The sequence below is a fragment of the Peptacetobacter sp. AB845 genome (assembly GCF_047528295.1).
In the GTDB taxonomy this organism is placed as follows: Bacteria; Bacillota; Clostridia; order Peptostreptococcales; family Peptostreptococcaceae; genus Peptacetobacter.
This window is the reverse complement of the sequence record NZ_CP180001.1, coordinates 1,738,711-1,751,258: the sequence shown is the minus strand read 5'-3', so window position 1 is coordinate 1,751,258 and position 12,548 is coordinate 1,738,711. Positions and strand designations below refer to the sequence as shown.

At 29.5% G+C, this 12,548-nt stretch carries 11 protein-coding genes; 10 read left to right on the top strand and 1 reads right to left on the bottom strand.

All coding sequences use genetic code 11. The features are described from left to right. Positions 1-104 precede the first annotated feature (104 nt). The 8 genes from ACK2WO_RS08145 to ACK2WO_RS08110 all read left to right on the top strand — a co-directional run bounded on the left by ACK2WO_RS08145 (position 105) and on the right by ACK2WO_RS08110 (position 7,571). Positions 105-554, top strand: coding sequence for a Fur family transcriptional regulator (locus ACK2WO_RS08145; protein WP_414697394.1), 450 nt, complete (start codon positions 105-107; stop codon positions 552-554). Positions 555-788: 234 nt separating this feature from the next. Continuing rightward, positions 789-1,298, top strand: coding sequence for a hypothetical protein (locus ACK2WO_RS08140; RefSeq protein WP_414697393.1), 510 nt, complete (start codon positions 789-791; stop codon positions 1,296-1,298). 983 nt (positions 1,299-2,281) lie between these two features. Beyond that, on the top strand, positions 2,282-2,641 hold the full coding sequence (locus ACK2WO_RS08135; RefSeq protein WP_414697392.1) for a GntR family transcriptional regulator: 360 nt from the start codon (positions 2,282-2,284) through the stop codon (positions 2,639-2,641). 77 nt (positions 2,642-2,718) lie between these two features. After that, positions 2,719-3,435, top strand: a complete 717-nt coding sequence (locus tag ACK2WO_RS08130; RefSeq protein ID WP_414697391.1) for an ABC transporter ATP-binding protein — start codon at positions 2,719-2,721, stop codon at positions 3,433-3,435. After that, positions 3,428-4,261 (top strand): hypothetical protein, encoded by an 834-nt coding sequence (locus tag ACK2WO_RS08125; RefSeq protein WP_414697390.1) that lies wholly within the window; start codon positions 3,428-3,430, stop codon positions 4,259-4,261. Before ACK2WO_RS08130 ends, ACK2WO_RS08125 begins: the two co-directional genes overlap by 8 nt. A gap of 12 nt (positions 4,262-4,273) precedes the next feature. Beyond that, the gene (locus tag ACK2WO_RS08120; protein ID WP_414697389.1) at positions 4,274-5,572 is read left to right on the top strand and encodes a hypothetical protein; all 1,299 of its coding nucleotides are present in this window, start codon (positions 4,274-4,276) and stop codon (positions 5,570-5,572) included. Next, complete coding sequence (locus ACK2WO_RS08115) at positions 5,562-6,341, top strand: hypothetical protein (RefSeq protein WP_414697388.1); 780 nt, start codon at positions 5,562-5,564, stop codon at positions 6,339-6,341. The genes ACK2WO_RS08120 and ACK2WO_RS08115 overlap by 11 nt, the downstream gene beginning before the upstream one ends. Positions 6,342-6,353: 12 nt before the next feature. Then, positions 6,354-7,571 carry a hypothetical protein gene (locus tag ACK2WO_RS08110; RefSeq protein ID WP_414697387.1) on the top strand — a complete coding sequence of 406 codons (1,218 nt, stop codon included), beginning with the start codon at positions 6,354-6,356 and terminating at the stop codon, positions 7,569-7,571. Positions 7,572-7,611: 40 nt separating this feature from the next. Here ACK2WO_RS08110 and ACK2WO_RS08105 read toward each other — a convergent pair whose 3' ends face one another. After that, complete coding sequence (locus ACK2WO_RS08105; RefSeq protein WP_414697386.1) at positions 7,612-8,451, bottom strand: MerR family transcriptional regulator; 840 nt, start codon at positions 8,449-8,451, stop codon at positions 7,612-7,614. Between the two features lie 312 nt (positions 8,452-8,763). Between ACK2WO_RS08105 and ACK2WO_RS08100 the strand changes: the two genes are divergently transcribed. Together ACK2WO_RS08100 and ACK2WO_RS08095 are read left to right on the top strand one after the other, a co-directional pair. Further along, a complete protein-coding gene (locus tag ACK2WO_RS08100; protein ID WP_414697385.1) occupies positions 8,764-10,500 on the top strand; it encodes an ABC transporter ATP-binding protein in 1,737 nt (578 codons plus the stop codon). Next, complete coding sequence (locus ACK2WO_RS08095) at positions 10,484-12,250, top strand: ABC transporter ATP-binding protein (RefSeq protein WP_414697384.1); 1,767 nt, start codon at positions 10,484-10,486, stop codon at positions 12,248-12,250. The genes ACK2WO_RS08100 and ACK2WO_RS08095 overlap by 17 nt, the downstream gene beginning before the upstream one ends. Positions 12,251-12,548: the final 298 nt, after the last annotated feature.

Below are 12,548 nucleotides of genomic sequence, written 5' to 3'. Positions count from 1 at the left end.
ACTAAATTGATAAAAGTGATTATAATTTATATATGATAACGAATATCATTATATTTAATTTTGAATTTCAATAACATAAATACTGATAAAAGGGAGTGAAAAAATTGCTTAAAAGTAATGTAAAAATAGATTTTAATAACAAAACCGAGGTTAAAAATCAAATCGTGGAGGAGCTAAAGTCTAAGGGACATAGAATAACTTTTCAAAGAAGGTTAATTCTGGATACTATTTTAAGCAATGAAACTCTTATGATAAAAGAGGTATATTATAATGTAAGAAAAAAGGACAGATCTATAGGTTTAGCGACTGTTTATAGATTTATTAAAATTCTCCAAGAAGCAGGGATAATAGACGAAAATGAAAAATTTACGTTTGTTAATACTGATGATGATAAAGTAGAATGTGGGGACTGTAGCGTAACTCTTCAAAATGGAGAAGTTGTAAGAATAAATTGTTATGAATTGTACTCAGCTGTCAAAAATATTTTAGTAAATAAAGGGTACAACGACGATTTAAAAATAGACAGTATAAATACAACAAGAACAAAAAAATAATTTTTTAAAATTTTAAAAAGCTAATAATCAAAATTCTAAACATAAACCTTAACCTAAAACTCCTGTACTATAATCGTATGCCATCTCCTAAAAGTATAGGAGTTTTTTATTGCTTTAATATGATTTTTTATTATCTTAATAGATTTTTAGCATTTTAAAAATATGTATTATAAAGGATTTATTGTAAAAGATTTTCTGTTATGATATAATTTCCTTCAAATGGAGGTGTTGTATATGATAAAGAAACTAACTATGCAACAGGCTATATTTATGCTATCAAATTTACAGAAAAAAGAAAGTAAGTTAAAACAGCAGTTTTATGGTTCTTGTAGAGATATTCCTCTAAAGAAAGATGGAGAATCTGTTGTAAGTCAGGAACTGGTAGATAAAAATATAGAAAGATTTAAGGAATATAAAATATTATTAAAAGATATTGTAAATCTTAAAAAAGCTATACATGTTGGTAACAATAAGGTTGTTTATGAAGGAAAAACATTAAATGATTTATTAATCGAGGCAAAAACAGGTAGACAGTACCTAAGTCTATTAGAAGTAATGATTCACGATTCAAGAATTAGCCTTGAGCCAAATCTAGGTGTTATAGAATACGGAAATCCAAATATAGATATGTTTGCTGAAGAGATTGAATCATTAGATTTAGAAAATAAATTAAATGAACTATCTCAACTTATAGAAAAATTAAATACAGAAGTGGAAATAGAAGTAGATCTAGAAAATGCATAAGGGAAAGAGTATAACTACTCATCTGCTCCAGGCTTCAGCGCCCCGCTATGTTAGAGTAACACATTTAGAGGATGTGGGGCGCTTGCAGAATTGTCGCTGATAGAGTAGCTATAACTCTTTCCACTAGCTTATGCACTTGTTTATAGTGAGGAGTTGGGAGAAGTTTGTAAATTTGTTGTAAGTATATAATTTTTAGGAATGTTAGTAGCTGTACAAAGACGAAAAAGCTTATTATAAAGAAAAAACGAATTTCGATTTTACAATTCTCATTAATTTACATATTACGAATTACGAATAATTAAAAAAACAGTAAATCAATCATTGTAAACAACGAAATTGTACGGCGATGGCTGGATTTTTCTGGCAAAAACTAAATGGTAGAGAGTTTTGCTTTTAGATTTACCAACTGAGCATCTGATTTTATTCAGGTGCTCTTTTTTATGAACAACAGGTTTCATTTTTTTGTGTATCTTTACAAATCATATATTTTTATTCCTCTTTTTATAATAATTTAGCTTATTCTAAAAAAGTTAAATATTCTTTAATAAATTTAATATTTTTTATGTGAACCTTTTTATAAACTGAGGACAAGAGTTATAACTGCTCTAAAGCGACAATTCTGCAAGTGCCACGCATCATTGAAATGTATTACAAATATGTGCGTGGCACTGAAGCCTGGAGCAAGGAGCAGTTATACTATTGTCCTATCTTATAAAAAGGTTACAATTTTGTTTCTTTACAGATTAGGTGTACTACCATTATAATACAGTTAATAGCAAAAGTATTTTCAAAAAAGTGTACTATCTGTGTAGTACATCGAGGTAAAGAAAATCTCACCACACAATCGCGATAGGAGCTGCCGTACTTCTATCAATTATTTTTACCTAGTGTGTACTACACAGATAATACGCTAGCCAAATGAGGAAAAAAATTTTTTATAAGAAGTGTACCATCAAAGTAGTACACTTCAGAAAGGAGAATTTATGTATTTCGAAATAGACTCAAGCTCTCCTATATATTTACAGATAATAAAGAATATCAAAAGAAGAATAATTGTAGGGGAATTAATGCCAGGAGACGAAATTCCATCAAGAAGAGAAATGGCATCAAGTTTAAAAGTAAATCTTAACACTGTACAAAAAGCATATAAGGAGATGGGCGATATGGAATTAATAACAACTTTTGGAAACCATCAGAGCAGAATAACATCAAACCCAGAGATAATAGCATCTCTAAAGGCTGAGATGGTTAACGAATCTCTTGAAAAATTTATCAAAGATATGAAATCAATAAACGTTGAAAAAGAAGAAATAATAAAATTAATAGAAAGATTTTACGACTAAAAACAACTAAAATTCGTATAAAAATTTTGCCAATCTATTTTTAAAGGCTATTGATTATGGCAGAAGAGGAGGACAAAATGTTAGAAGTAAAAAATGTCAGCAGATCATTTAGAAAACTAAGCGGAATAAAATATAAAAAATTCAAAGCTCTAGATGATGTAAGTTTTAATATAGAAAAAGGAAAAGTTACAGCTTTACTTGGGATAAATGGTGTTGGTAAAACAACAGTTATGAAAATAATGGCTGGACTTATCAAACCAGACTCAGGAGAAGTGCTTGTCGACGGAGAAAAATTCAACCAGAATAGCTACAATAAGGTTGCGTTTGTTCCTGATATAAATATACACTTTGCAAACACAAAAATATCAGAAATGTTCGAGTTTATGGAAGTATTCTACAAAAACTGGGACTCTGAAATGGCAGAAGAAATGCTAAAAATATTTGGATTAAATGAAGAAGATATAATAGACAACCTATCAAAAGGGAACATAGCTAGAGTAAAACTAATAATAGGATTTGCTCAGAAGCCAGAGTACCTATTGCTAGATGAACCATTCTCAGGAATAGACTTCTTCAAAAGAGAAGAATTCATAAGCTTAATACCTGAATACATGAATGAAGATCAGGCTATTGTGATAACAACTCACGAAATATCAGATATAGAAAATATAGTAGATGATGTAATCTTCATAGATGAAGGAAAATTAGTAATGAACATAAATGCAGAAGAGCTTAGAGAAAGCGAAAATCTATCAATTCTTGAAAAGATGAGGGAGGTATACAAAAATGAGTAAAATACTGGCACTTTCAAATATAGAGCTAAGAAAGAATTTAAAGTTCTATTATATATACTGTGCCACAGTATTGGTATCTATCATGGCTGTTAACGGATACTACATTTATATGTCAGCTACTACATACAATTTAACAGAAATGTATAGAAATCAAATTGGCGGAGTATTTTATGGGGCTATGATTCTTGAAGGAAACATGGTTATACACCTTTTACTATCTTTAGGCGTAATGGGGGCTATCTTATACACAGCTGCAATATGGCTAAAAGATTGGAATGGGAGCCATAAAAATATATACACTTATATGATGATTCCTGGAAACAAGATGAAAATATATGCAGCAAAAATAATGAATTCATTATTTTTCGTATATATGGTTATGGTTTGTGAAACAATAGCGTTATTTATATCTAAGCTAATGTTTAATATGGTTTTCTCATCAAAATGCAATATAATAGATTCATCATTTAACTCAGATCTTTCATTTGCATCTGATACATTGTTTGTATGCTCAAACTCAGTAGACTTCCTAATAGAAAATATACTTTATGTATTTGTAGGAATAACTATAATCTCTACACTTATGATAATAATTATGAGCATGAAAAACAAAACTGCAGGATTTGCTGCTTTAGGAATATTTGTATTTGTTGCAGCTATTTTAGGAATAAATACAGGGAATGCAAGTTCTAAAGTTTATCAGGCACTATTAAATATGGGAATAACTGATAACATAATTGTTGCAAATATAATAATAGCTGTTATTGTCTTGATAATATGCACATCAATTTCATATTTTCTTTCTAATAGAAAAATGAGTGTGTAAAGGAGGGATATTATGAAATTAAAATTAAAATCAAAAATAATACCCGTCGGAATAATTGCATCTATCGCAGCTTTTATGATTATGTTTGCAAAAGAAGGACACAATACTTTAAATATTTCGGCAATCAAGGGTAATTTAAAAGATATGAATGGAATATATGCTGAGTTAGAGGGAGCAAATGGAAAATATTCAAAGGTAAAATACACTATTGGTAAAAATGGAGTTGTATCAAAAGTTAAGCTATTAAAACAGTCTTCTGATACTCAGGATGCAGTAATAACAAAAATTGGGAAAGATCCTCATGACATGATAGCTTATGTAGGACTTTATCAAGAGTTTGCTGAAGTTTCTAGTACACCAGACAACTTTGCAAATAAACTAGTTATATTAAAAGCTAAGAATGAAAAATATATACCTGAAAAGAATATGAATGTTGCAGAAAGTGAAAATCAGACATCTATTGCAGAAATAGATTCTACAAAATACGAAAAGACTATGATTAACTTAAACAGAAGTATCAAGTCTGGCAAAGTAAAAGATTCTGTTGCAGAAGAAATAGGAGCTGAATTCAATCCTACTTTAAACTACGCATTTAGAAAAGATGGAAATATATTTGCCTTTATAAGTTATGTAATGGATGATTCAAGTACACAGTTTGAAGTACTAAAAATAAATCCAGAAACTTTAGATGTAACTACTGAAAACAAGTTTAATTATAAAGGCGTTGGCTCAGACGGAATATCAATATACGATACATTTATGGATAATGGAAAGATAGTATATTTTGCAGAGGAGCACAATCCTGTAAATGAAAAAGAAGAAAAAATAGTATTTTTAAAATACGATATAGATAAGAAAAACTATTCATCAGTTAAAAGAACTGATTTTAAAATAGGAGATAGTTTTGGTTATTCAATAAATAATGGAATACTTAGTCTGCGGAATGTTTTATCATATAAGGACGGAAAAAAGTTAGATGAATACTTAATAAATTCCTTTGATGTAGACTTAGAAACTATGTCTGTAAAAAACTACAGTGAACATAAAACAAATAATAGAACAACTGATTACGATTTTCCAATCAAAAGTATATATATAGATGGGAAAAATTTAGTTTATATTATTTCAGAAACATATGTAACAAATCCTAATGAACCTAGTATTTCTGGGGTATCATCTCCAGCACTTTTCAGAATATTAGATAGAAATTCTGGAAAAATGAAATTTGAAGGTAAATTAACTAATACAGGAACAAGTTATACTAATAATTTAGACATTGAGCTGAAAGGAGATGGATATAATGAAGAATAATATACTGTATCTTTTCGGTAATGAGCTTAGAAAAAGTAAGCATGATTATATGATTGTAGCTGTTGTACAGAGTTTGATCTGGATAGCATCATATATAGTATCAATTGTAAAATATAATAAATTATATGTTGATGTATCATCAGCTGGATTAGATTTAGGAACTGGGACAACAGTGGTTACAATACTAGATATGCAAAGATTTGGAATTACAATACTTGCTGTAAGTGTTATTTATGCAGCTTTTATATGGATGAGAGAGTATACATCAGGACATAAGAGCATATACACAATAATGATGCTTCCTCAGGAAAGACATCATATATTTATAGTAAAATTCTTAAATGCAGTTACTATGTTCTATATGAACTTAATCCTATTCATAGCAATTACAATACTAGTTTGTCTAGTAGCTCCATTTGTTATGAAGGGTGGAGTATTTATGAATCCATTTACTGCTATGATGCACTCGAGTCTAGCAACAGCAATATATATGCCTATGACATTTAGAAATCTTTTAGTTACAGATGTGCTAATTGTTGCAGCAAATACATCTTTAATAGCACTTGCATTTTTAATAAATAGATTTTGTATATACAAAAGCGGATTTGCAAAATTTATCTCTGTTGTTGTAAGTATAAGTTTATTCGTATTTATGCTGTTTATGTCTTTCATATTAGTATATGAAACAGAAGTCATATATATGGCTGTTATTTCGATAGTAGTAGGATATTTTGGATCTAAATATATTCTACAAAGATTAGAGTTTTAGGAGGGCAGAACGATGAAAATTACAAAACGCCGGAAAATGATACTATCTTCTGTTCTCGTAGCAATGGTTGCAATAACTGCTGGCTTTGAGATTAGCTCAAGCCAGGTTATGGAACCTATATCTCAGACAGGGGATATTAAAGAGATGGGAGATATTTCACTAGTATCCCAGAAAAATATAACAGGAAGAACAAGAATTGCTATATTTGGCAAAGATGGTGAGAAGATAGAATACGGAAAGCATTTCTTGACAAGAAACTTTTTAAGCTCAGATATGGGGCTAAAAGAGTATATGGATTTAACTAAGAAAAATATATTTGATACATATGATTTAGCAGTAGGAGATAAAATCTACTTCTTATCACAGAGAATAGAGGATGAAAAATCTTCTCTAGTTGCTAAGATATACGATAAAAAGTCTGGATCTACCGTAGACAAAAAAATTCCTATAAAAGAAAAAGATACGCAGATTATATCACACTTAACTAATTTTATAGAAAAAGATGGTAAATTCTACGCATTAGTTTCATCAAGTGAAGAGTTTGTATCTGTACTTTCTCTTGATTTTGATAAAGAAAGTTACAAAATATTAAATACATTTAAAGGAACTACAGATTTATCTCCAAATTTATTTGCACAGAGCTGGAATTCAAACGATAAATATATATACATATTAATGAGAAACATAAGTGCACAAGAAGGCGATATAGTATCAAACTATCTACTTAGATATGATTTTAAATCTAATAAATTCTTAAAACCTCTTCCATTAAGAGGGATAGAAATTAATGACGGCTTTGAAGATATAGATACTATGTTCCTTTATGAAAATACTAACGATAAGTTTATCATATATACTGGAAACGCAAAAGATAAGCATCTATATAAAATCACTTATGATTTAGAAACTTTAAAGCTAGAAAAGAAAGAAAAGCTTAATTTAGAAATTGATAGTATCATAGCTCAAAGAAGATACAACAATAGATTTGTAGGTGGTACTTCTGATGATTCAAGAATGATGCTTTTAAATGGTAAGATATACTATATTTCAGCAGTTAAGATTAATCTTCTTAGAAATGCTGATTCTACAGGTGGAAGTGAGGTAAATATTTCTGGAATGAATACATCTGTATTGAAAATATTTGATATAGAAAAAAATAAAGTAGTATATGAAGCAGATTTTGATTCATTAGATATAGAGTCACCAGTATTTATAAAAGGAAATAAATAGAAAAAAAGGCTGTTGCAAATTTTGCAGCAGCTTTTTTAGTCTATTCTTTGATTTCAAATATTATTTTAGTAACATATTGCTCTGGGTCTGAAACTGATAAATCTGTAATTAGATATTCCTCATATACAAATTTACCTAGTTTTATATTATTCTCATATACATAATCCAAAATAGCTTTATATGTTTCATCTAATTTTTTGTAAGGTCCAATATGTATTCCTGATAAGTATTTTCCTTTTTTTCTAGTGTAGATATTTTTCCCATTTTTCTTGTTTGTGTATGTGTATAGATAAGTAAATTCTGAATTTGTATTTGTATCAGTTAGTTTTAATAAATCAGACTGAAACATTGTCCCAATTTTTTGGTGAGCAGATAAATTATTGCTCTTTAAAAACTTTGCATACTCGATAACAAATTCGCTGAAACTGGTATTAATAGCATCGTTTGAATTTCCGCTCAAAAGAAGATTTACCTCATCTAATTCCTCAATAAAAATATTTCCTTCTTTATATTCTGGCCTAGAATATTCCATTCCGGCTTCTGCTACAAATTTTTGAACTTCTATATGTTTTTTTAATTTCTTTAAATGTTTTATAGTTTTGTTTATCTCTTTTTCCTTTTCGTTCAATAAATCCATAAAAATATCTGGATTTCTCTTTTCCATATAAATCTTTATATCATCTAAACTCATTTTAAGAGTTTTAAGTGTGTTTATCATCATAAATGTATCGTATTGGAAATAAGAATAATATCTATATCCTTTTTTATCGCAAAAGGCAGGTTTAAAAAGATCTATCTCATCATAGTAGAATAATACATGCTTAGGAACATCACATAGAGCTGCAAACTCTCCTGTAGTTAGAAATTTTTCCTTACTCACAAAATCAACTCCTTCTATTTATATAATTTATACAATTACTTTTAATTTGTACAATCACTTTAAAATATTTTTTTAAAATTTATCTAAAATACAACAGAAAAATTTATTTTTTTATGCTTATTTTTATAGTACAATAGATTTTAAACATAATCAACAACTTGTAAAATATTTTTTAAAATGTTGAAATTTCAATGATATAATAGATTATTTTAATCTATTATAATTTTATATGATTTACTATTGACTATAAAGTAACATTATACTATAACATAATAGTTAGACAATTTAATATTTTAAGAAAGGAATGATGCTATGAGACTTATTTTACATTATATGAAAAAATACAAACTTCTAGTTTGCATCAATATAATTTCTGTATTCGGATTTGTCCTTACAGAGCTTGGAATTCCAACAATATTAGCTGATATGATAGACTTTGGTGTATCTACAGGAAACAAAGCTTATTTATACAGCGAAGGTTTAAAGATGGCTGGAATTTCAATACTTGGAGTATCTGGAACAATCCTTCTAGGTTATTGTTGTTCCAAAATTTCAACTAGTATCACACACGATATTAGAAAGGATATGTATGAAAAAATTCAACACTTTTCACATGAAGAATACAACAAATTTAAGATAGCAAGCCTTATAACTAGAGTAAACAACGATGCATTCCAAATTCAGTTATTCGTAAATGTGCTTTTAAGAACAGCACTTATGACTCCTGTTATGTTGATTACGAGTCTTTTTCTTACTTACAGATCTAGTGTTCAGCTATTCTCTGTAATATTTGCCACTATACCTCTAATAATAATTGGGGTAATTTTTGTTGCAAAGGTTACAGGACCTATATCTGAAAGACAACAGGCAGGACTTGACGATATGAACAGAATATCTAGAGAAAGTCTTACTGGTGTTAGAGTTGTCAGAGCTTTTAACAGACAGCATACTGAACAGGAAAAATTCTTAGAAACTAACGAATTCTTCACTAAAAACTCTAAAGCCTTATTTATGATAATGCAGCTCACTCAGCCAATATTCTTCCTAGTTATGAATATTGCTGTATGCCGGATATTCTACTTTGGAGCAAACCTTGTAAGTCAGAATGCTTTAGAAGTTGGTAGAATGGTTGCTTTCCTAGATTACCTATTCCACGCGATGATGTCTATGATGTTCTTCTGTACAATATTCATGATGTATCCAAGAGCAAATGTAAGTGCAAAGAGAATTAATGCCGTTCTTAATAAAGAGCTTTCTTTAGTAAATGATTCTAAAACTGAAATAGTTGATAAAGATACAAATACTATTTCATTCAATAATATAGGATATGAAAAAGAAGGTAAAAAGATACTGGACAATATATCTTTTGAAGCAAAAACAGGTCAGACAATAGCAATTGTAGGAAGCACAGGTTCTGGTAAGAGTACTCTTTCTAAACTTATCCCTCGTCTTTTTGATTGTACAAGTGGAGAAATTATGTACAACAACACGAATATAAAAGACTTCGATGTTGAAAGATGGAGAGAAAAAATAGGATTTGTTGCCCAAAAGGCGTTCTTATTCAAGGGAACTATAAGAAGTAATGTATGTTTTGGTAAAGCCGATGCTACAGATGAAGAAATAATGGAGGCACTTGAGTTAGCTCAGGCCACAGAATTTGTAGCTAGTAAAGAAGATGGCATTGATTCTATAATAGAAGAAAATGCTGCCAACTTATCTGGAGGCCAGAAACAGAGACTTTCTATTGCAAGATCTGTAATAAGAAAACCAGATATATACATTTTCGACGACGCATTCTCTGCACTAGATTTCAAAACAGATGCTGCTTTAAGAAAAGCATTAAAGCCTGTTACTAAGAATTCGATAATGTTTATAGTAGCTCAGAGAATTTCTACTATAATGGATGCAGATAAGATTTTAGTTTTAAATCATGGTAAATTAGAAGCAGTAGGGACTCACGAGGATCTTATGAAAAACTGCCCTCTTTATAAAAATATTGCTGAGTCACAGATTGGAGAGGAGGCGATAGATTATGGCGAAGAAGCTTAAAAGATTCGAGTCTGTAAATACTTTGATGAAATATTTAAAACCTTATAGACGAGGGTTTATAATTTCTATCGTTATGCTTGTTGTAACATGTGCTGCAATGGTAACTTCTCCAAATGTAGAAGGTATGATAACAAATAGCATACTAAAAGATGTAACAGATATAGCTAAAGGCGTTCCAGGAGCTCGTTTCCATATGGAAAATGTTGTAAAAATTATAATGTTACTTCTATTTATATATGCTGTAAAAACAGCAGCTCAGATGATAAGTATGATTTGTATAACAAATTCTATTCAGGATACAATGAGAGATTTAAGAAATGCATGTATAGAAAAAATAAATGCACTTCCTGTTAAAACTCTTGACTCTCATCCAAAGGGAGATATACTGAGTAGAATAACAAACGACATAGATGCGATTTCTAATGCAATGCAGCAGACATTTATGAACGTTATAAGTGGTGTACTTATGGTATGTTTTGCTATATTTATGATGTTTAGAGTAAACTTAGTTATGACTGTATGTGTATTAGTTATAATTCCAATTTCTTATGTAATAATTAAAAAGATAGCAAAAATTTCTCAGAAAAGTTTCGATATTCATCAGCGTGCTCTTGGAGAGCTTAGTGCAAATGTAACAGAAAGTTTTTCTGGGTATAATGAAATAATTCTTTTTGGAAAACAAGAAGAATCAGTAAAGAAATTTGAGAAAATCAACGAAAACATAAGAGAAACTGCTTATAAAGCACAGTTCTTATCTTATTTAATGTCACCTCTTTTATCTTTACTTACTTACCTTTCTATAGGTGTTGTTTCTGTAATAGGAACAATATACGCAATTGGCGGTGTGATAACTGTTGGTCAGCTTCAGGCATTTGTTAGATTTATCTGGCAGGTAAATGAACCGCTAACACAGGTATCTCAGTTATCATCTCAGATTCAGTCTGCACTATCTGCAATGGACAGAATCCATGAATTTATAGAATATGAAGAAGAAATAGATGTTGAAAGAGAAGAAAAGGAATTTGAGGGAAACGTCGAATTCAAAGATATAAGATTTGGATATGGTGAAAAAGAAGTGCTTCATGGAGTATCTTTAGATGCTAAAAAAGGTGAAACTGTTGCAATCGTTGGACCTACAGGTTCTGGTAAGACAACAATAGTAAACTTACTTATGAGATTCTATGATCCTAATAGTGGAAGTATCCTAATAGATGGAACAAACTCAAAAGATATAAATAGGTCTACACTTAGAGATAATATCGGTATGGTTCTTCAGGACACTTGGCTATTTACAGGAAGTATAAGAGAAAATATAAGATTCTCAAAACCTGATGCAACTGATGAAGAAATAGAACAAGCTTGTAAATATGCAAATGCTGATGAGTTTATTTCTACTCTTCCTGAAGGATACGATACAATAATTGATGAAGAAGCTGATAATATATCTCAGGGTGAAAAACAGCTTCTAACAATAGCTAGAGCAATATTAAAAGATCCTAAAGTTCTTATACTTGACGAAGCTACTAGCTCAATCGATACAAAAACAGAAAAAAATATACAAAATGCAATGGACTACCTAATGGAAGGTAGAACAAGCTTTATAATTGCACATAGATTATCTACAATTAAAAATGCGGATAAAATTCTTGTGTTAAAAGACGGAAATATAATAGAATGTGGAAACCATAATGAGCTGATGAAGGAAAATGGATTCTACGCTAATTTATATAATTCACAGTTTAATAATTAATATCCCTAAAAAAGACAAAATTTAGCTGAAATTTTTCGACCTCTTAGATTCGATTCTAAGAGGTTATTTTTATGTGTTAATATAAACTATCCTTTAATTGTTTTTATCTTCTTAAAATCGAAATTTGAGAAAGTATAAAAACTGCGTATAATCTATAAAATACGCAGTTTATATTATAACCATTGGAAACACTGGCTTTCAGAAAGAGAGTTTTTGAGGAGTGAAAATAACACGCAGTTTATTTTGATAAAAAGCGCATTTTATGTTACTATATAACTATACCAAAAAGGAGGATAAG